Here is a 21289-nt window from a genome sequence, read left to right on the forward strand (position 1 = left end):
GCTATTTTCAAGAAAATAGCCCCGAAACAGGTCGCGGGTTTTCAGGGGAGGCGTGCTCCTATCCTACTCTATATTAATAAGCACTGGCTTGGTCCAGGGCTGCAATATCTTCGTGGCTGAGTTCCAGTTGGGCGGCTCTGGTTAAATCTTCTAACTGCTCCAGGCTGGTAGCGCTGGCGATGGGGGCTGTGATGCTGGGCCTTGCCATGAGCCAGGCCAAGGATACCTGCGCTGGGTTGGCGTTGTGTTTGGCGGCAATTTCGTCCAGGGCGTTGAGAATGCCGAAGCCACGTTCGTTCAGGAAGCGTTTTACGCCGCCGCCGCGTTGGCTCTTGTTCAGGTCTTCTTCAGAGCGGTACTTACCAGTGAGGAAACCACTGGCCAGGGCGTAGTAGTTGATTACCCCAATGCCGGCTTCCAGGCACAGCGGCTCTAAGTCAGCTTCAAATTCCTGGCGGCTATAGAGGTTGTACTCGGGTTGCAGGCTCTGGTAGATGGGAAGGTTGTGCTGTTGGCTGGTTTCCAGCGCCTGCTTCAGCCGGTCGGCTTTGATGTTAGAGGCACCAATGGCCCGTACTTTACCGGCTTTGATCAGTCGGTCATAAGCTTCCAGCGTTTCCTCAAACGGGGTGCTGGCATCGTCTACGTGCGACTGGTACAAGTCAATAAAATCGGTTTGCAGGCGGCGCAATGATTCTTCTACCCGCTCAAAGATGTAGTCTCTTTTAAGCCCTTTTTTATTGGGGGCAATCTCCCAGCCCACTTTGGTGGCGATGACCACTTTGTCACGGTTGCCGCGGGACTTGAGCCAGTTCCCAATGATGGTCTCCGACTCACCGCCATTGTTGCCGGGCACCCAAACCGAGTAGCCGTCGGCGGTATCAATCAGGTTGAAGCCAGATTCGGTGAAGGCGTCCAGCAGCTGAAAAGAAGTTTTCTCGTCAATGGTCCAGCCGAAAACGTTTCCGCCGAAGGCCAGGGGGGCTACTTCCAGCCTAGATTTTCCAAGCGTACGCTTTTTCATAGTATGAGGATTTATATATGGTGCTAATCAGGGAAAACCCGCTGAGTTAACCATGGGGCAACTCAGCGGGTTTCTATAGGTTATTCTCTTTCCAGAGAGATTGGTTACGCTACAGTCACGAAAAATTCATTGGCGGGGCGACGCACCTTTTTGGCCGAGGCCAGAAAATCTTTCTCGGTATCGCGGTAGCCCAGGGCCAACAAGGCAATGCTGCGCAAGCCTTTCTCACGCAAGCCCAGCAATTCATCCAAAGCTGCTGGGTTGAAGCCTTCCATAGGAGTGGAATCTACCTTCTCAGCGGAGGCAGCTACCAGGCCGGTTCCCAGCGCAATGTAAGCTTGTCTGGCGGCCCACTGGAAGTTCTCCTCGGCGGTTCTGCTGTTGATCACCCCTTTCAGGCTTTGCGCAAAACCTTCCAAGGTCTCAATGCCTACTCCTCTTTCATCCGCGATTCTTTGCATGTACTCGGTCACCTGTGCTTCGGTAAGCGTATCCCAAACGGCGAAGATGAGCAGGTGCGATGCTTCTACAATCTGCGGTTGGTTGGCGGCTTTGGCCTGGATCTCTTTCCGGATCTCGGGGTCTTCCACTACCAACACGTTATAAGGCTGAAATCCCATAGAAGAAGCTGAAAGGCGGATGGCCTCCAGAATGGTATCCAGTTTCTCCTGCGGAATCTTCTCCCCGGTCATGCGCTTGGCGGCATATCTCCAGTTCAAATCTTGAAGTAAGTTCATCTGTTTAGAAAATATATGTTGCTACGATTGTTGTATAAACAAATTTACGTACCTTTGGTTTCAAATTGATACTGGTTTACATTTAGATACTAGTATCCCTTATGAAATCAATTTGATATGGAAGCAGTTATCAAAACCGAACGCAATCTGTGCATCACTCACATCCTGCCCATCCGGGATGCGCTGGACATTCTAAGTGGCAAATGGAAAATCCCGATTATCGTGGCCCTTTGCGTGCACAAGCGACGCTTCAAAGAACTGCACCGCGATGTGCAGGGCATTACCGCCAAAATGCTCTCCAAAGAATTGAAAGAGCTGGAAATGAACAAACTGGTGAAACGCACGGTGCATGACACCTCGCCGGTAACCGTGGAGTACTCCATCACCGAGTACGGCCACAGCCTCACCCCGGTCATCAATGAACTGCGGGATTGGGGCATGAAGCATCGCGACAAGATCATCTACCACCCAGAACCAGAAGAGGTATAAAACGTTTCGGGGCTGTTTTCTGCAAAACAGCCCCGAAACCTTCCTCCTATCCTAACACTTCCTTCGCCTTCTCCAGGTCTATCTCTTTTTCCCACTTAGACACGAAGACGGTGGCTACCGCATTACCAATAAGGTTGGTGAGCGCCCGCGCCTCACTCATGAACCGGTCTATGCCTAAAATCAGCGCCAGTCCTGCTACCGGAATGTTCCCTACTGCCGGTAAGGTGGCCGCCAGGGTAATGAACCCACTCCCGGTCACGCCGGCCGCTCCTTTAGAAGTAAGCAGCAACACTAATAATAAGGTAAGCTGGTGCCCGAAGTCCAGTGGCGTATCCGTAGCCTGAGCCACGAACACTGCCGCCATGGTCAGGTAAATAGACGTGCCGTCCAGGTTAAAGGAATACCCGGTAGGCACTACCAGCCCCACTACTGGTTTGGCGCAGCCAACCTTCTCCAGTTTCTCGATCAAACTTGGCAGTGCCGCCTCAGAAGACGAGGTGCCCAATACAATCAAGAGTTCCTCTCTGATGTAGCGCAGCAGTTTGAAGATGCTGAAGCCCATCACTTTCATTACGGTTCCCAGCACTACTACTATAAAGAGCACGCAGGTGAGGTAGAAAGATCCCATCAATTGCCCAAGCGCACCCAGGGAAGCCAAGCCATACTTGCCGATGGTGTAGGCCATGGCACCCAATGCTCCCAGCGGCGCCACTTTCATGATGATGTGGATGACGGCAAACAGCGCCGTGGAGATAGACTGAATAGCCACGTACACCGGCCTGCCCCTCTCACCTACTTTTGACAAACCAAAGCCAAACAGCACCGAGAAAAACAAAATTTGCAGCAAATCACCTTTGGCCAAAGCATCCATGATGTTGTTGGGAATGAGGTGGAGGAGAAAGCCCACTACTCCTGTGTTCTCTGTTTTTTCCCCGGCGCTGGTCATGGCCGAGAGGGCATCGGTATCTAAGGTGGCGGCGTTCACGTGCATGCCTACCCCGGGTTTCAGGATGTTGACCACCACCAACCCCAAGATAAGGGCCAGGGTGGTGAGCACCTCAAAGTACAAAAGCGCCTTCACGCCTACCCGGCCCACCTGCTTCATGTCCTGCATGCCGGCAATGCCTGTGACAATGGTGCAGAAGACCACCGGGCCAATCATCATTTTCACCAGTTTGATGAAGGCATCGCCCAAGGGTCTTAACTGGACCGCCAGATCCGGCGTGAAATGGCCCAACAGAATACCTATCACAATGGCACTGATGACTTGAAAATAGAGGCTTTTATAAATTGGTTTTCTCTTTGCGGTAGGAACCTGAATCTTTTGCGACATGTAAAAACGGCGGTTATTAATCTTTAAGAATAAGCACTAATTACGGAAGCCGCAAATGAATGGCCCCAAGAATATCCTGCTTATTTCGCCTGGAAATTATTGCTTTCCATTTTTAGATCTTTTTCTGAAAAACAGATCTAAAATGGTAGCAGGAATTCAGCGTAAAAACGTACACCAATGAAGGAGGAGGCGGCTACTTCATTGGCACCCTTTCAACTTTATTCTTGGACTCAGCAAAGAGATTTTCCTTTGGGCTTAACTTACCGCTGACACTTGTCGTAATTCTGATGACAATTGTTATCTTTGCCTTTAAATCAGTAGTTTATGGCGGCACTCAACTTTGACACAGACCTTTTTAACACTTCAGTAGACGACCGCGACATCTTGTTGCTGGTTGAGACAGTCCGCCAGGGAATCAAATTTCCACTCTTCATGAAGATCGCCAACCAAAGCCCTTTTGATTTAAGTGAGTGGTCTGTGTTCCTGAATTTATCTGAGCGCACCATTCAGCGCTACAAAAAGGAAAAGAAAACGTTTGACCCTATCCATTCAGAAAAGATTTTGGAAGTCACCCTCCTGTACAAACGCGGCACCGAGGTATTCGGCAACGCCGAAAGTTTCAATGCCTGGCTGGAAGCCAAGAACGTTGCCCTGGGCGGCATCACGCCCAAAAGCCTGCTGGACACTACCTTCGGGATTGGCCTGGTGAAAGACGAACTAACCCGCATTGAACACGGCGTGCTGGCATGAGAGTGTACCGGCTCAGCAAGGGCCAATACAAACATGATCTTTCCGGACGCGGCGCTGAGCTGGCCGGCGGACGCTGGAACAGCAAAGGCACCGCCATGCTGTATACCTGCGAGTCAAGGGCACTGTGCACCACCGAGATTGCGGTGCACACCCCCCTGGGCATTGTGCCCCTGGACTATTGGCTCATCACCCTGGAGGTGCCCGGGGACTTGCCCCTGAAAGAACTTCCCCTGGACCAGCTTCCCGAAGACTGGAAATCTTTCCCTCACCCCAACGCTACCCAACTCCTGGGCGATGCCTTTGTGCGCGAAGGAAAATACGTGGGCATGAAAGTTCCCTCGGCCGTAGTGCAGGGCGACTTCAACTACCTCTTCAACCCGCGCCACCCCCAGTTCAACCAGATAGACCTCCTCAGCACCGAGCCCTTCCCTTTTGACGAGCGCCTGTTTGTGAAGTAGTTTTCTGAAACCAGGCGTAAAACAGGAATCAACTCTCTTCTGTTTTTACACGCTCGTTTGCTGTACGATGAAGGCAAGGCAACGGCTCTAACAGTATCTAATTGAATGCTCCAAAGTCCAAGTTGGGCGCATGCGAAACCCAACACAGGCATTGGGGCAAGTAGTGGCATCTCCCACAACAATGGCCCACGCTCCCTATGAGACAGACTGCGGCGCCCGGCGTCACAAGGAATAAAGAAAGGACTGTCTAAGCATCAGCAGGCTTCTTTTTCTTCTTGATCCTTTTGGTGAGTTGGAACAGCAAGGAGCAACCTAACAAACTTTAGCAGGGCGAGTCCGGACTTCAGCGTTCTGCGTTAGGAAGTTGGAAGTAGCGGCTCAGAAGGAAATTGTGCAAGGTTTGATCAGCAGGCGGAAACATACACGTTTCCCCTTCAAAGGAGGAGGTTGCTGGTGAAGCGTTGTTCGGGTTGTTGGTGAGAACACCAACAACGGCGAAATGGCGAAACGCCTCTGGCGGCTCCTGTTCCGTGTTGCAGCCGCGCTGTTGGTGAAAACAGTAACAACGGCGTAGCCAGTGAAGTAGGATGTAGCGGCTTGAGGTAGATGGAGGCGCAGGTAGTGTTGTGGGTGAGAACACCAACAACGGTGAAACACCAACAACAGTGATGAACTACCAACAACGGGGAAGAACGGCGAAGGCAGGGAACCACCACTACGGCGAACGAAGCAGTGAAAGGAGAGCTGTTTTACGCCCATTTCTTCCAAAAATCAGTAGACCTGTTTTCACTTGCTCCTTAGGCAAATGCGCATTCCCCTCACTCGCCTCTGGCGAGTGTGCGCTATAAGGCGGCGTCTCGCCGCCGGGGGCATTCCCAAATCATTAGCGCTAGAGCCACCCAATCACCACTCCCCCCGCACAGCGGCCAGAGACCTACCCATTTCTCACACGCGCCGGAGGCGAGCGAGGGATGGGTGGAGTACCTCAAAGGCCAGCCCTCAGGCCAGAGGCGTTTTAGATGCCTTTTAAGAAAAACCGCGCTAAAACAGCCCACGCCGGTCTGCGGAGCAACAGGTCGGCGCGGGCTGTTTTGAGAATTTCCCTTGCCCTAAACCGGAACCTGGATGGTGATTAAGGTGCCTTTTCCGGAGGTGGGGGCCGAAATGGAAAGCGTTCCGTTGAGCAGCTTCACCCGGTCCTGGATAGACCGGAGCCCGATGCCTTTCAGGTTGGCCGCCACGTTCTGGATGCCCCGGCCGTTGTCCTTGGCCTGGAGCAGGACCTGGTTTCCTTTTCTGCAAAGCGATACAGAAGCGGCCGTAGCCCCGGAGTGCTTCACAATGTTGTTGACCAGTTCCTGGCTCATCCGGAACAGGGCAATCTCCAGGTAGGGCTCCAGCCTTTGCTCCAGGCCCTCCACCTTGTACTGCAGGAACAAGGCGCTGTCCTCAAACTTGCGGCACATGCTCTCCAGGGCCACCTTCAGCCCGAACTCCTGCAGCAGCATGGGCACCAGCTCATGCGATACCCGCCGGGTCTCGTTGATGGCCTCGGTGAGCAGATTTTCTACGGTCTGGAGCGGTTGGTTTTCTTCCCTGCCGCTTTCCTGGTCTTGTTCTTTGGCGCGGCCCAGGTTCAGTTTGGTGGCGTACAGGATCTGGGCCACCCCGTTGTGCAGCGACTCTGAGATTCTGCGGCGCTCTTCTTCCTGCGCCTCCAGAATGGCCAGCAACAAGGCTTTCTGCTGATTCAGCCTAATCTGCAGGTTTTCCTGCTCCAGGCGGTGTACCTCAGAAAGGTCCAGGTCTACGCCCAGCACTTTCTCCACCTGCCCCTGGTCATTGTGCAGCGCTATTCCTTTTACCTTCAGGATAAGCACATTGCCCGCAATCATTATCTTGAAGGTGTCGCCCTGCGGCGCCCGGCCCTCGCGGAGGCCCTCCACCATCTTCTCAGCGGCGGGTCGGTCTTCCTCCACTACGTACTCCAGATAGGTCTGCGGGTGCACCGGGGTCGCAAGGGGCAACCCGAACAGGCGGTACATGCCCTCTGACCACCGAAGCATGCCGGTTTCCGGTTCATATTCCCAGCTTCCCATGCGGGCTACCTCCTCGGCTTGCCGTAGCAACGCGAGATTCTCCCCAATGGCTTTTTCGGTTTTCTTTCGCTCGGTGATGTCTTCCACCGAGATAAACAATCCGTCGTCCAGTTTGGCGGCCAGCCACCGGTACCAACGCTGCCTGGGGGAGAAGTATTCCTCAAAGTCTACCCTGCCGTTCTGTTCCACAGCTTTCACATAGGCGGCAAACAGGCCAATCTTTTTTGTATACGGATATTGCTCCAGCATCCTGCTTCCTACCACATCCTCGCCCACCATTTCCTGGCCCACGGCGTTGAGCCACACGTACTCAAAATCTACAATGCGGCCGGAGGCGTTGCGGATACTTTTTACCACCACCATGCCCAGCGGCGAGGTGTTGGCGGAGGCTTCCAGCAGTTCCTTGCTTTCCTGCAGCGCCTGGGTACGCTCGGCCACCAGCTGTTCCAACTGGGCATTGAACTCCTGCAACTGCTCCTCTGCCCTGCGGCGCTCGGTGATGTCCAGGGCCATGCCCACAATGAAGCGACGCCCGTCTGTGAGCGTTCCCGGTGAGGAGGCGCTAAAGCTCCAGTGCCGCAGGTCGCCCCTGAGGGTGCGTACCGGGAAATCAAGGTCTACGGTGCGTCTGTGGCCCGTGAACAGGTGCTGCATGTGGCTGCGCACCTGATCAGCCCCTTCGCCGTAGGCCTGGGTGAGCCAATGGTCAAAGGTGGGCACCTCTTCCTGCCGGTAACCGGTCAGCTCGGTCCAGGAGTGGCTTATCTGCAGCACTTCGCCGTCCTCGGCGTGCATAATCACCGGGATGGGCGCGTCTTCAATGGCTCTCCTGAACTGCTCCTCTGATTTCTGGAGGGCTTCTTCTATCTGCTTGCGCTCCGTGATGTCAAAGTTCACGCCGGCCCCGCGTATTGGTTTTCCGTTCTGGTCAAAATAGAACCGGCCGCGGCAGGCCATCCAGTGGATGCTGCCATCGGGCCATTTTACCCGCACTTCAAAGATAAGGTGGCCGGTTTCCTGGGCGCGGGCGAACGCCTTATCAAAGATGGGCAGGTCTTCTTCCAGGATATGCCGCCTGGCAATCTGCTGCCCCCACTCCTCCTGCGGTGCGTCATAGCCAAAGATTTTGTCATGCCTGAAGCTGCGGTGACCCGATGAGTCATTGGTCAAGTCCAGGTCCCAGGTACCCAGTTGGGCAGCCTCTACGGCAATAAACAGGTTTTCCTGGGTTTCGCGCAGGCGTTTTTCGGTTTCTTTCCAGGCGGTGATGTCCAGCACAAACTCTACGTATTCGTTCTCGCTCAGGCGCTTGCCGGCAAAGAGCCCCCACCAGCGCGAGCCATCCGGACGGATATACTGCTTCTCATAAGGCGTGTTCTGGCCTGTGGTAAAGTACTCATCCCTGGATTTTAAAGTAACCTCCATAAACTCCGGCGGCGTTATTTCATCCCAGCGTACGCTGCCGCTGGTAAGCGCCTGGTAAGAATACCCGCTCATGTGCTGAAATGCTTCGTTTGCATCGTGAATGGTGCCTTCCAGGTCGAAAAATAAAACCCCAACGGTAGGGATAGAAATGGCCCGTTGCAACCGCTCTTTTGACTGGCGAAGGGCTTCTTCGGTCTTTTTGCTATCGGTAATATCCACAAAAACATTGATGGCCCCCATCACTTTTCCTGCGCCATCAAACAGCGGGTCAATGTTCACGTTGGCGATGAGACGGGTACCGTTAGGCTGCTCCAGCATTACTTCCAGGTTGCGGAAAGAGATGCCTTTTTCCACGGCATCGGCCATAGCCGTTTGCACATGCAGGAGGGGGGAACCATCGGGCTGCCAGAGCCGGAAGGCACCGCAGAATCTTTCCTGTCCATCGCCCAGCTTGGGCTCGCGGCCCCAGAGTTCAACGGCTCGTTGGTTGTAGTAGGTAATGCGGCCTTCGGCATCGCAGGTGTACACGCCGGCCGGCATGAGCGAAAGGAGCTTGCTTAGTTTTTCTTCGCTTGCCTGCACTGCTTCTTCGGCTTTGGCTCTTTCTACGGCCGCCCAGGTACGTTCGGCTGTTTCCTTAACCAGCGCGATGTCTTCCTCCGTCCACTGGCGCGCTTGCCCGTGCTGAATACCTAAATTGGCGACCCAGCGACCCGCTTTGATGAGCGGGACGCCAATGCTAGCGTACACATCGTGTGCGATGAACGCTGCCCGTACCGTTTCGCTTAACCGCTCGTCTGAAGTCATGTTGTGGATGGCGAAGGCTTCGCCCGTGCGTAGCCCTTTGCTCGCCGCGCCGAATTCGCTTGTCGGAAAACGACCGAGGAGTTGGGGATACGCTCCGCGCACGTAGTTGGCTGAGATACAATATGTCTTTCCGTCGTCTTCAACTTCGGCATACAGCACCCGGTCAACCTGCAACTGTTCGCCGAGTACGCGCATGGCTGTGCGCTGAATTTCAACCGCGTCGGAAAGCGGACGCAGCGCGTCCGCCAGTTTCAATAAATATTCCTGCTCGCGTTCGCGCTGTTTGCGTTCGGTTGTGTCTTCGAAAAGCACACCGACGAGACGGCTGCCGGGTCCGCCGATCCGAGCGTAGCTTGCCTGATACCATTTCTGGGTGTATTCGTTGTAGCTCTCCGTTAGCAGCGGCTCGCCGGTTCGTAAAACCTGGTCGTACGGCTCAAGCCAGTGCGGTTCTACATTTGGAACAAGTTCGCTGACGAGTTTGCCCTGTCCGTTAAGACCCGTGATCTGAAGGACCGCAGGGTTGACCTCCAGTTGAAGATAATCAACCACCTTCCCCGTAGAATCCAGTATCGCTTCGCTAATGCAAAAACCTTGATTGATGGATTCAAACAACGTGCGGTATTTTTCCTCACTTTTACGCAGCGCTTCTTCTGCCTTAGCTCTTTCAATTGCTGCCCAGGTACGTTCGGTAACTTCTTCAATCAGCTTCACTTCATCATTTGTCCAGGTACGTGGAGTGGAGCTTGCCGGAGCAAACGACCATATTACATTTCTTTCACCTTGACGAAGGCAGCAAGAAACAACTGCAGCCAGTTTTATGGCAGCAAAGGATGCTTTATCTAAATCTGAAAGAGTGGCGTCTGTATCCGCATTCTCAATAACAAGTGTTCCTTCCTCAATCTGCCGGACACTTTTGGGAAAATCTGACAGGCGGTAGTCTCCTATAAGAGATGGCAGCCCATTGGGATTATACTCAGCCCCGATCACTGCCCGGTTTCCCGATTTATTTACTGTAGCAATATAAGAACGATCTAGTCCAAAAAATTCGGAGATCAGTCGTAAGCTAGTGTTTTCAATTGTTTCCTTACCTGATAATGTACGCAAGGTGTCGGAGAAATTGAGTAGAAACTCCTGGTGTAGCTCCCGCTGTTTGCGTTCAGTGATGTCTTCAAACACATTGGCCACCACCCGGCTCTCCGGCCCGCCTACTCTGGTGGTGTGCGTGCGGAACCATTGGCTGGTTCCCGCATGGTAGTTTTCATGCCGTAGCGGCGTACCGGTTTTAATGACGGTGTCATAGGCATCGAGCCAGTACTGTTCGGTCGGAACCAATTCGCTGCACAACCTGCCGGCTATGTTTTTAAAGCTGGTAATTCTTTCAAAGGCTGGGTTTACCTCTACGCACCGCATATCAACCGGTTTGCCAGCATCGTCATAAATCATCTCCAATACCGAAAGACCTTCGTCAATGGAATTGAATAATGCCTGGTATTTATCGGTTGTTTTCTGGGCTATTTCATTTTTCAGGCGAAGAATTTCCTGTTCGCTTTTCTTCCGCTCGGTGATATCCTCGGTATTCATCACAAAGCCATCGCCCATCTTCACCAGGGTCTGGTGGAACCATTGGTCATGGAATTGCTCATGCGAGTAGTAATGGTCCAGGTCTATGGTGATGCCCGTTTCCGTTACCTGCACAAATTTTTCAAACAAGCCTGTTTCTACCACTGCAGGGTTCTGTTGCAACAGGCTCTTGCCAATTACATCTCAATAGTGTTCGTTCCACACACGGTTGGTGAATACCCAGGTGAAGTCTACTATCTTTCCGGCCTGGTCCCGCACCGCCTGGAAGGCCTGAATGTAGTACAGGGAGCCGTCCAGGGTGGCTTGCAGCAATTGCTGGTTCTGCTTTACTTCTTCCTCGGCTTTCTTGGGCTGAATGGCATCACGGGTGATGGCCTGTACCGTTTCCCGGCACAGGGTCAGTTCAGTCTGGTCCTCCACCTTTACCAGCAGGTACTGGAGTTCCTCGTGGCCGTTGAATCCGGGCGTGAGGTGCAGGCGCAGGAACTTTTGCCCTGGTTCAGTGGTGCCGTTGGTGCAGGGGAATTCGCTGTGGAGGTGCAGGGACAACTGGTGCGGCTTTTTGCCGGAGAGCACCTGCCGGAAGGCCCCTTCCACTTTTGCGGGGGCAAAAACCTGGCGGCCCAGGTTGCGGGGCAAGGCTACCCCCCCCCCCGAACAGGTTTTTGCCCACCCACTCTTCCCGGCCAGACCGGAAAGCCCGCAGGAAGGCATCTGAGGCGGTTAGTACCTCCAACTCAGGAGACAGCACCAGGTATAGGTCTGGCACGGTCTCAAACGCTTTCAACACTTCCAAAGGCACTACGGCAGCAGACTTCATAAGCAAGGCTGGAACTTATATCTTTTTTCTTACACAAAGGAACACAATTCTCTAAGCCGATATTCCACCATTGATTTACGAACAAATACGGTATTTTAGGAGGAAAACACGTTCTATGGCTTTGAGAGAAAACAAGTTTTTTACTTATTACTTCGCCTCAAGCCTTACAAAGTAGGCAAAAGGCCTTAAACGCGTTTTGAGGCTGATTCTGGGTTAAGAGCCCCAAATCATGATGAAAACAAGGGTAAGTAAGACCTTTCCAAAGGTAATATACCCTTTTCTTAGCAGGTTTGAAAAGCGAAGGCTCTGAATGCCATGGAAAAGGGCCTTGCCTTACGGGAATCTGGCCACCGGAGAACTGCTTACCGTGCTTCTGCCCCGCGGCTGATTTCCGCCAACAGGAAATCAGCTCTGTTTTTATGAACTTTCCGGCGGAAAAAAAAAATTGCAGCCAGTTTTCACCTGTAACTGCCCCGCATGGTCTTAGACCCCGAAACCCTCACGTTAAGCCGCATCATCTGGGAGTACCACCAGTTGCACCATACCCTGCAACCCGCCGATGCCATTCTGGTCCTGGGCAGCCATGACCCACGCGTGGCCGAACGCGGCGCCGAGCTCTTCCTGGCCGGCTACGCGCCCTGGCTTCTCTTCTCCGGCGGATTTGGCAGACTGACGGAAGGCACCTGGACCGAAACCGAGGCCGAAAAGTTTGCCCGCATCGCCCAGGAAATGGGCGTACCCACTAGCCAAATCCTGCTAGAGAACCAATCTACCAACACCGGCGAGAACATTGCCTTTTCTTACCGCCTGCTGCAGGAGAAGCACATACCGGTACGCCGCCTGATCTTGGTGCAGAAACCCTACATGGAGCGCCGCACCTACGCTACCTTTCTGAAGCAATGGCCCGGTGAGGAAATTGAAATCATGGTCACCTCCCCGCAGATCAGCTTTGAAGACTACCCCCTGGACGAAGCCTACCGCGAACTGGTCATCCACATCATGCTGGGCGATCTGCAGCGCATCCAACTGTATCCCGAGAAAGGTTTTCAGGTGTATCAGGAGATTCCAGCCAAGGTATGGGAGGCTTTTGAGCAGTTGAAACGGAGAGGATTTACCAGCCATCTGCTGCCTTCCACTTAATCAATTCCTCACGCAACCAGCGCGTTTTACGCTTGTTTTCAGAAAAGTAGATGCAAATCAAAACCTATATCATAGACGCCTTTACCAAGGAAGCTTTCAAAGGGAACCCCGCTGGCGTTTGCCTGTTGGAGGAACCCCTGCCCATCAACCAGATGCAGGCCATTGCCACCGAACTGAACCTCTCTGAAACGGCGTTCCTGGTCCCTGTGGCGCAGGCGGTAGCCACTTTTTCCATCTGGTACTTCACCCCTACCGTGGAGATCGCGTTCTGCGGCCATGCCACCCTGGCATCAGCCAAGCTGGTGCTGGAGAAACTGGCACTGGAGCAAGTGACCTTTATCACACACCACAACCTGGTGTTGCAAGCGGTCAAAGAAGCGGAGGCTATCCTCATGCAGTTCCCGCTGTTTGATTACCAGCCGCAACCTGTTTTGCCCGCGCTGTTTGAGGCCCTGGGCCTGCCTGCCTCAGAGCACCTTTATTTCTCCGATGCCCTGCAACTGCTGATCCTGGAAGTTCCCGACAAAGAAACCCTGCAGCAGCTCACCCCCAATTTTGCCCAACTGCTGAACTCCACGGAGATCGCCAAAGGCCTGGCCGTCACCACCCGCTCTCCCGACGCGGAGTTTGATTTCTATTCGCGCTGCTTCTGGCCCTGGGTGGGCATCAACGAAGACCCGGTCACCGGCTCCGCCCACAGCGTCCTGGCTAGGTTCTGGTCCGATAGACTGCAGAAAACCGAGCTCCACGCCTTTCAACTCTCTTCGCGCGGCGGATACCTGCACCTTACTATCAAAGATGCCCACACATTGGAGGTTCGCAGCCAGGCTCAGATGGTACTGGAGGGAGTACTGTACCTTGCATGATAGAATTCTGCCAAGAAGCTATACAATCATAAAGCATTGATATTTTACCACTAACATCACTTTAACCCAACCAGACCATGATTCCCAACCGGGATACACCCTCGCTCGCCTGTGGCGAGGGTGAGAAATAGGGCAGCCTCTGGCTGCCAGGCGGGCAAGTCAGGTATGGAGACACAAACTAATCCGTTGCCTAACGGCCAGAGGCTTCTCCATGACTCACCCTCGCCACAGGCGAGCGAGGATATTTTGATTATCGAAAACTCATTCTCGAACTCTAAGGAAGCACCCGTTTTAAGGTTATTTTCCGCAAAACAGGCCAAAAATGTCCTCCTCCCCTTACCTTCACTAAACGCAAACCTATACCACCCACACAAACATGAAAAGCAGACGTCACTTTCTCCGGCTTTCGGCGCTGGGTACCGCCTTTGTGAGCGGCCTCTACCCCATTCACCGGGCATTTTCGGGCACCCTTCAGAAAGACAAAACCAATAAACCGCTGGTGATCTCTACCTGGGACCACGGCATGCCCGCCAACGAAGCCGCCTGGAAAATCCTTTCGCAGAACGGCCATGCGCTGGATGCCGTGGAAGCCGGGGTACGCGTGCCCGAGGCCGACCCCAACGTGCGCACCGTGGGCTACGGGGGCTTTCCGGACCGCGAAGGAAACGTGACGCTGGACGCCTGCATCATGGACAAAGACAGCAACTGCGGCTCGGTGGCGTATCTGCAGCACATCAAGCACCCCATCTCGGTGGCCCGCAAGGTGATGGAAGACACCCCGCACGTGATGCTGGTGGGCGACGGTGCCCTGCAGTTTGCCCTCTCCAAAGGCTTCCAGAAAGAGAACCTTTTAACGCCCGAATCTGAAAAAGACTGGAAAAACTGGCTCAGGGAGTCCAAATACAAGCCGGTCATCAACATCGAGAACCATGACACCATTGGCTTGCTGGCCTTAGACGTACACGGCAACCTGGCCGGGGCCTGTACCACCAGCGGCGCAGCCTACAAAATGAAGGGCCGCGTGGGCGATTCTCCCATCATTGGCGCGGGTTTGTTTGTAGACAACGAGATTGGCGCGGCCACGGCCACCGGTCTGGGCGAGGCCGTGATCCGGATGGTGGGCAGCCATTTGGTGGTGGAACTCATGCGCCAGGGCAACTCCCCGGAGAAAGCCTGCCGGTTGGCCGTGGAGCGCATCATCCAGAAGCAGAAGAACGTGAAAGACCTGCAGGTGGGCTTCATTGCCCTCAACAAACAGGGCGAATACGGCGGCTACTGCATCCAGCGGGGCTTTAACTACGCCGTGCGCGATGCCCAGACCAACAAACTTCTGGATGCGAAATACAAACTCTAGGCAGAATGGGTAAATCAGTTCTATTGGAAATCTGCGTAGATTCGGTGCAGTCGGCCATCACGGCGCAGGAAGCAGGCGCACAGCGGGTAGAACTCTGCGATAACCTGGTGGAAGGCGGCACCACGCCCAGCGCGGGCATGATCCGGCTCTGCCGACAGCACCTGAGCATCGGGTTGCACGTGCTCATCCGCCCCCGGCGCGGCGACTTCCTGTACTCAGACCTGGAGTTTGCCGTCATGAGGGAAGACATTGCCGTAGCCAAGCAACTGGGCGCCGATGGCGTGGTGCTGGGCGTACTGCTGCCCGATGGTACGATTGATGTAAACCGCACCCGCGAACTGATAGAGTTGGCCCGACCGCTTAACGTCACCTTCCACCGGGCGTTTGATCTTACGCCAGACCCTTTCCAGGCGCTGGAAGATCTCTTGAGCGTGGGCGTAGACCGACTGCTCACCTCCGGACAGAAAGCAACTGCGCCCGAAGGTGCCGAGCTAATCGCTGCCCTGCAGAAAAAAGCGGGCGACAACCTGGTCATCTTGCCGGGCGGCGGCATTAACGAGCAGAATCTGGCCTCGCTCCTGCAGCAAACCGGGGTTACCGAAGTCCATGCCTCCGCCAGGGAGGTAAAGGAAAGCTTGATGCAGTTCCGGCGCGAGGACGTGCCCATGGGCGGAACCCCGTTGCCCACTGAATATGCCTTGATGGAAGCCTCCGCCCAAAGAATAACAGTCCTGAAAGCCATTGCCCAGAACCTAAACAACGCCATTCATTCGCTTTAAACCAGGTTTGGAAACGGCCAAAAGCTGTTTTGGACCTATTTTCTAGAAAAGAGGCCAAAAATATCCCGGAGGTCTTTTCCCACGTATCCCACGGAAATAAATTGCGAACTTGCACCGTTCGCACTGAAAACAAACAACCCATGCCCAAGATCCTGATCATTGATGATGAACGTAGCATCCGCTACACGCTCAAAGAAATTCTGGAATACGAAAACTATACCGTAGACGAGGCCGAAGACGGGGAACGCGGCCTGGAGCTGCTGCAGAAAAGCAAATACGACGTGGTGCTCTGCGACATCAAAATGCCCAAGATGGATGGCATGGAGGTACTGCAGCGCGCCGCCATCCTCACCCCCGACACTCCCTTTATCATGATCTCGGCCCACGGCACCATTGACACCGCCGTGGAGGCCACCAAAAAAGGCGCCTATGACTTCCTGGTGAAACCCCCGGACCTGAACCGCCTGCTGGTGTCGGTGCGCAACGCGCTGGACAAAGCCACCCTGGTCACCGAGACCAAGACGTTAAAGAAGAAAATCTCCAAGACCTATGAGATGGTGGGCTCCTCGCCGGCCCTGGGCAAAGTGAAGGCCGCCATTGCCAAAGTAGCCCCTACGGACGCCCGCGTGCTCATCACCGGGCCTAACGGGGCCGGGAAGGAACTGGTGGCCCGCTCCTTGCACGAGCAGAGCAACCGCGCCTCGGGTCCGTTGGTGGAGGTGAACTGCGCCGCCATTCCCAGCGAGCTGATTGAAAGTGAGCTGTTCGGGCACGAGAAAGGCTCGTTTACCTCGGCGGTGAAGCAGCGCATCGGCAAGTTTGAGCAGGCCAACGGCGGCACCCTGTTCCTGGATGAGATTGGCGACATGAGCCTTTCGGCCCAAGCCAAAGTGTTGCGTGCCTTGCAGGAGCACAAGATCACGCGCGTGGGCGGCGACAAAGACATCACTGTGGACGTGCGCGTGGTGGCCGCCACCAACAAAAACCTGCTGGAGGAGATTGAGGCCAAGAACTTCCGGGAAGACTTGTACCACCGCCTGAGCGTGATCCTGATCCACGTGCCGCCCCTGAACGAACGCCGCGAGGATATTCCGGACCTGGTGCAGAAGTTCCTGCAAGACGTGGCCCGCGACTACGGCAACAAGCCCAAGAAGATTGCCCCCGAAGCCCTCACCTACCTGCAGGGCCTGGACTGGCGCGGCAACGTGCGCGAACTGCGGAACGTGGTGGAACGCCTGGTCATCATGAGCGACGACACCATCACCGAGGAAGATGCCCGTTTGTACGCCAAATAATCTACATCTTACCCAAAACAGCGCCGCCGCTCTGGTTCATTCCGGAGCGGCGGCGCTGTTTTGGGGCTATTTTCTGGAAAAAGGACGTAAAATGGCTAGCCTACCATGAGGTTACAGCCCCGTACATCGGAGTTGTCAAACCGGCCCAGGATCTCAAAGGAGCCATCGGGGTAAAGCTTGCCCAGGTCTTTGGTTTCAAGGAAAGCACAGGAATCCACGTTGGCCAGGTCAATGACGTTCACGCCCCCGGCTCCGGCTTCGGCTGAAATGGCAAACGGATCGTTCACGTCCCGCACCAGCACCCGCAGGGTGCGCGAGGGGTGAAAAATACCCTCGCCCTGGGAGTACGCCTGCGAAAGCAGCTCGGTCATGCCGTACTCAGAATGAACGGCGGCCACTCCAAAGGCCTCTTTCAGGAGGGAATGCAGTTCTTCGCGCACCATTTCCCGCCGGCGGCCTTTCATGCCCCCGGTCTCAAAAAGGGTAATGCCGCTGAACTCCCCTGACGCCAGCTCCTCGGCCAGGTCCAGTAAGGCGTAGGTCACCCCAAACAGGTACACTTTCTGGCTTTTCTGCCGCGCGGCGGCCACGGCACTTCTCAGCTCGGCATGGTTGCGTAGGTAAAAACCCGGCTGGGTCTGCCCGGTGGCCCGGATAAAGTGGTCTACCATCATGACCAGCGAAGAATCGCCTTGTTCCAGGTAAGAGGGCAAGAGAGCCAGCACCACGCTTCCGGCCAGGGGGCCGTAGGTTTCTTCAAACAGCTGCTGGGCGTGCACTTTATAAAACCCAGAATCAGCCACCAGGTGCTGGCTCCTTTGCTGCAGGGTGGTGCCGCTGCTTTTAAAGATCACCTGCGGGGTGAACGGGTGCGACTGCACGGGGTGCGTCTTAAAGAACTCAATGGGCAGGAACGGCACCTGGCTGAGGTGCTTCACCTGATTGGGGTCTACCTTCAGGTGGGTTAAGTAGGCCTTGTACACCGGGTTACACCGGGCCTGGTACTGGAAAAGCGAAAGCGCCGCGGAATGAAAATCCCGGGGGCCTTTCTGCAGCAGGTCATTTTTATATTCTTCGGGAAAACCCATGGGGGCAGATGCTAAATAATACAACAAAGTAAACAAGTGCGCGTTAGGATTTGTACCTTAGGTGCACATAAATCTGCTATGAAGAAACGTAGACTCCTATTTGGTTTTGCCTTTGTGCTTGGTTCTCTGGGGCTAACGTCTTGTTACACCTCTCCTGACTTTCCCCTGGAGCCCAGTATTGAGTACAGAGGCTACACCCACAACTCGGCCGTGGTGGGGCTGAACGTGGTAGACACCATCCAGCACGTGATCAGGTTCAGGGACGGCGATGGCAACATTGGCCTTTCTGACGCCGACAATCCGGAGCTGCGCGATTTCTTCTCTGATTTCTACGTAAAGATTGACGGTTCATTCCGGCAAGTCTACATCCAGACGCAGATAAGGGAGGGCGACCCGCCGGTTACGCGGGTCATCTATGATCTAATCAAGTACTACAACCGCCTGCCCGAGATTTACTCCAGTGACCGCGTAGAGCCGCTGGAAGGCGACATTAAAGTAGGCGGGTTTGAGATCAGGAGGAATCAGCAGGTCTACTACAAGGTCAACGACCTGTATATTGGCAAACGCCTGGCGCAGGGAGACACCGTCAAATATGACTTTTACATCCTGGACCGCGACAACAACCGCAGCAATAAAGTAGAGTCGCCGGAGATTATCCTGAAATTTGACAAATAGCACTTATTTATAAAAGAAGAAGCCCGCAGGAAACTGCGGGCTTCTTCTTTTATAGGCGTATTCCTTTTAGAACAAGGAAGGATACGCCTGCGGATCTGTTTCGTGCAGGATGGCGTAAACGGTCTCAAAAACGTCATCGGCACTTGGCTTGGAGAAATAGTCGCCGTCTGTGGAGTACGATGGGCGGTGGTCCTGGGCCGAGAGCGTGGCGGGCTTGGAATCTAACCAGCGCCAGGCTTCCTGCTCGTCAATCACCTTTTGCATCATGAAACCGGTGGCGCCGCCAGACACGTCTTCATCGGTGAACAGCACCCGGTTGGTTTTCCGGATGGAGTCGGTGATCTGGTGCTCCAGGTCAAACGGAAGCAGGGTTTGCACGTCTATCACTTCGGCAGAGATGCCCACCAACTGCAGCTGTTCGGCGGCTTCCAGCACCACGCGGCACATTGAACCGTAGGTCACAATGGTGATGTCGGTGCCGGGGCGCAGGATCTCGGGCATGCCCAGGGGCACGGTAAATTCACCTATGTTGGCCGGAATGCGTTCTTTGAGGCGGTACCCGTTCAGGCACTCCACCACCAGGGCCGGATCATCTGATTTCAGCAGCAGGTTGTAGAAACCGGCCGCCTGGGTCATATTACGGGGCACCAACACGTGCATGCCGCGCAGGCTGTTCAGGATCATGCCCATGGGCGAGCCTGAGTGCCAGACGCCCTCCAGGCGGTGGCCCCGGGTCCGGACAATCAGGGGGGCCTTCTGGCCGCCTTTGGTGCGGTACTGCAGGCTGGCTACGTCATCGCTCAGGATCTGGATGGCGTACAGCAGGTAGTCCAGGTACTGGATCTCGGCGATGGGCCGGAGTCCTCTGAGGGCGGCGCCAATGCCCTGTCCCACAATGGTACACTCCCTGATACCGGTGTCGGTGACGCGCAGTTCGCCGTATTTCTCCTGCAGGCCAGCAAAAGCCTGGTTTACGTCGCCAATCTTGCCCACGTCTTCGCCAATGGCAAACAGGCGGGGCTCACGGGCCAGAGCGGCATCAAAGCAGGCCTGCAGCACCTCGCGGCCATCTACCATGGGGCTGTCCTCGCGGTACTCGGCTTTCACTTCCTCCACCAGCAGCGGCGATTCGTCTGACTGGCTGTAGAGGTACGAGTTGTACCGCTCGGCATTCTCGCCCTGCACCGTCTCCAGCCATTTCACCAGTTCGCGCTTGGCCTGGCTCTTTTCCTGACGGGCGAAGCGCAGGGCCTTGCGGGCCGCTTTCATTGCATCGGAGCGCAGGGGGTTGATGGTTTTCTGCAGTTCCTCCCTGATGCTGGCCACCTCAGAAGCGTTCTGCTGCATGGTGGATGCCAGGTTCTCCAACAGGATAAGGCATTGGTTATGATCTACTTGAATAGCCTCATTGAAAGCGCTCCAGGCACTGGCCCGGGCCACGCGTACGGCTTCTTTCGCCTCGGCCTCAATCTGGTTCAGCTCGGCATGGTCGGCGTAGCCGCTGGCAATGAGCCAGTGGCGCATCTGCTTGATGCAGTCAAATTCCTCTTCCCAGGCGAGGCGCTCCTTGGATTTGTAGCGCTCATGCGAGCCTGAGGTGGAGTGGCCCTGGGGCTGCGTTACTTCTTCTACGTGGATCAGCACCGGCACGTGTTGCTCGCGGCAGACCTGGGTGGCTTGCTGGTACACTTCGCACAGGCCGGCATAGTCCCAGCCTTTTACCTTGAAGATCTCGTAGCCCTGCTCGCCGGGGGCTTCGCGCTGGAAACCGGCCAAAATTTCAGAGATGCTGCCTTTGGTGGTCTGGTACTGGGCCGGCACTGAAATACCGTACCCATCGTCCCACACTGACACCAGCATGGGCACCTGCAATACGCCACCGGCATTGATGGCCTCAAAGAACACGCCCTCAGAGGTAGAGGCGTTGCCAATGGTACCGAAGGCGATTTCGTTGCCGTTGATAGAAAAATCGGTGAAAGGGTGCAGCTCAGGGTTTTCGCGGTATAATTTGGAAGCATAGGCCAAACCAACCAGACGCGGCATCTGGGCCCCGGTGGGCGAAATATCGGCGGTTGAATTTTTAGCGGTGGTTTGGGGCTTCCACTTGCCTTCCTCGTCCAGCAGGCGGGTTCCAAAATGCCCCGTCATGCTGCGGCCGGCGGTGGAGGGCTCCTGCTCCACGTCGGTGTGTGCGTACAATTGCGCGAAGAACTGCTGTACGGTAAGCTCCCCAATGGCAAACATAAACGTTTGGTCACGGTAGTAGCCGGAGCGGAAGTCGCCGGGGCGGAAGAACTTGGCCATGGCCAGCTGGGCCACTTCTTTGCCGTCTCCGAAAATCCCGAACTTTGCTTTACCCATGAACACTTCCTTCCTGCCAGTTAAACTGGCTTGCCGACTCTCGCAGGCGATGCGGTAGTCCTGCAACATCTCTTCTCTGGTTAGGGAAAGCTGGTTGATCCGTTCAACGGTTTGCATGCGGTAGGTTATAAGGTCCGAAAAGGATTTTTAAAGCCAAAGCTAATCAACTTTTGCCCTTTTTTCAAATTACCGGCCAGCCCCGTAA

Annotated in this window: 16 protein-coding genes; 9 read left to right on the forward strand and 7 right to left on the reverse strand. The window is 54.9% G+C overall.

What is annotated here, in order from left to right; translation table 11 throughout:
- Positions 1-73: 73 nt before the first annotated feature.
- Both JT718_RS16310 and JT718_RS16315 read right to left on the reverse strand, forming a co-directional pair.
- Positions 74-1024 carry an aldo/keto reductase gene (locus JT718_RS16310; protein ID WP_205503850.1) on the reverse strand — a complete coding sequence of 317 codons (951 nt, stop codon included), beginning with the start codon at positions 1022-1024 and terminating at the stop codon, positions 74-76.
- Positions 1025-1128: 104 nt separating this feature from the next.
- Positions 1129-1761, reverse strand: coding sequence for an NAD(P)H-dependent oxidoreductase (locus tag JT718_RS16315; protein WP_205503852.1), 633 nt, complete (start codon positions 1759-1761; stop codon positions 1129-1131).
- Between the two features lie 117 nt (positions 1762-1878).
- Here JT718_RS16315 and JT718_RS16320 point away from each other — a divergent pair, with 117 nt between their 5' ends.
- On the forward strand, positions 1879-2250 hold the full coding sequence (locus JT718_RS16320; RefSeq protein ID WP_205503854.1) for a winged helix-turn-helix transcriptional regulator: 372 nt from the start codon (positions 1879-1881) through the stop codon (positions 2248-2250).
- 46 nt (positions 2251-2296) lie between these two features.
- Here the strand turns inward: JT718_RS16320 and JT718_RS16325 are convergent, their stop codons facing one another.
- On the reverse strand, positions 2297-3583 hold the full coding sequence (locus tag JT718_RS16325) for a dicarboxylate/amino acid:cation symporter (RefSeq protein ID WP_205503856.1): 1287 nt from the start codon (positions 3581-3583) through the stop codon (positions 2297-2299).
- Positions 3584-3907: 324 nt separating this feature from the next.
- On the opposite strand from JT718_RS16325, the gene JT718_RS16330 reads away from it, so the two are divergent.
- A complete protein-coding gene (locus JT718_RS16330; RefSeq protein WP_205503858.1) occupies positions 3908-4333 on the forward strand; it encodes an Xre family toxin-antitoxin system antitoxin in 426 nt (141 codons plus the stop codon).
- Entirely contained in the window at positions 4330-4791 is a 462-nt protein-coding gene (locus JT718_RS16335) for an RES family NAD+ phosphorylase (protein ID WP_205503859.1), read from the forward strand. The genes JT718_RS16330 and JT718_RS16335 overlap by 4 nt, the downstream gene beginning before the upstream one ends.
- A gap of 1109 nt (positions 4792-5900) precedes the next feature.
- Here the strand turns inward: JT718_RS16335 and JT718_RS16340 are convergent.
- Positions 5901-10835: a PAS domain S-box protein gene (locus JT718_RS16340; protein ID WP_205503860.1), complete on the reverse strand. Its 4935-nt coding sequence runs from the start codon at positions 10833-10835 to the stop codon at positions 5901-5903.
- Between the two features lie 54 nt (positions 10836-10889).
- The gene (locus tag JT718_RS16345; RefSeq protein ID WP_205503861.1) at positions 10890-11345 is read right to left on the reverse strand and encodes a hypothetical protein; all 456 of its coding nucleotides are present in this window, start codon (positions 11343-11345) and stop codon (positions 10890-10892) included.
- 658 nt (positions 11346-12003) lie between these two features.
- Between JT718_RS16345 and JT718_RS16350 the strand changes: the two genes are divergently transcribed.
- The 5 genes from JT718_RS16350 (at position 12004) to JT718_RS16370 (ending at position 16960) form a co-directional block, all read left to right on the forward strand.
- A complete protein-coding gene (locus JT718_RS16350) occupies positions 12004-12666 on the forward strand; it encodes a YdcF family protein (RefSeq protein WP_205503862.1) in 663 nt (220 codons plus the stop codon).
- 50 nt (positions 12667-12716) lie between these two features.
- Positions 12717-13532, forward strand: a complete 816-nt coding sequence (locus JT718_RS16355; RefSeq protein WP_205503863.1) for a PhzF family protein — start codon at positions 12717-12719, stop codon at positions 13530-13532.
- A gap of 376 nt (positions 13533-13908) precedes the next feature.
- A complete protein-coding gene (locus tag JT718_RS16360; RefSeq protein WP_205503864.1) occupies positions 13909-14886 on the forward strand; it encodes a glycosylasparaginase in 978 nt (325 codons plus the stop codon).
- Between the two features lie 5 nt (positions 14887-14891).
- On the forward strand, positions 14892-15665 hold the full coding sequence (locus JT718_RS16365; protein ID WP_205503865.1) for a copper homeostasis protein CutC: 774 nt from the start codon (positions 14892-14894) through the stop codon (positions 15663-15665).
- A gap of 140 nt (positions 15666-15805) precedes the next feature.
- Entirely contained in the window at positions 15806-16960 is a 1155-nt protein-coding gene (locus JT718_RS16370; protein ID WP_205503866.1) for a sigma-54-dependent transcriptional regulator, read from the forward strand.
- Between the two features lie 95 nt (positions 16961-17055).
- Here the strand turns inward: JT718_RS16370 and JT718_RS16375 are convergent, their stop codons facing one another.
- The gene (locus JT718_RS16375; RefSeq protein WP_205503867.1) at positions 17056-18048 is read right to left on the reverse strand and encodes an acyl-CoA synthetase family protein; all 993 of its coding nucleotides are present in this window, start codon (positions 18046-18048) and stop codon (positions 17056-17058) included.
- A 78-nt stretch (positions 18049-18126) separates the two neighbouring features.
- Here JT718_RS16375 and JT718_RS16380 point away from each other — a divergent pair, with 78 nt between their 5' ends.
- On the forward strand, positions 18127-18723 hold the full coding sequence (locus JT718_RS16380; RefSeq protein ID WP_205503868.1) for a hypothetical protein: 597 nt from the start codon (positions 18127-18129) through the stop codon (positions 18721-18723).
- 66 nt (positions 18724-18789) lie between these two features.
- On the opposite strand, the gene JT718_RS16385 is transcribed toward JT718_RS16380, so the two are convergent.
- On the reverse strand, positions 18790-21201 hold the full coding sequence (locus JT718_RS16385) for an alpha-ketoacid dehydrogenase subunit alpha/beta (RefSeq protein ID WP_205503869.1): 2412 nt from the start codon (positions 21199-21201) through the stop codon (positions 18790-18792).
- Between the last annotated feature and the right edge of the window lie 88 nt (positions 21202-21289).

The organism is Rufibacter psychrotolerans (genome assembly GCF_016924645.1).
GTDB classification, from domain to species: Bacteria; Bacteroidota; Bacteroidia; order Cytophagales; family Hymenobacteraceae; genus Nibribacter; species Nibribacter psychrotolerans.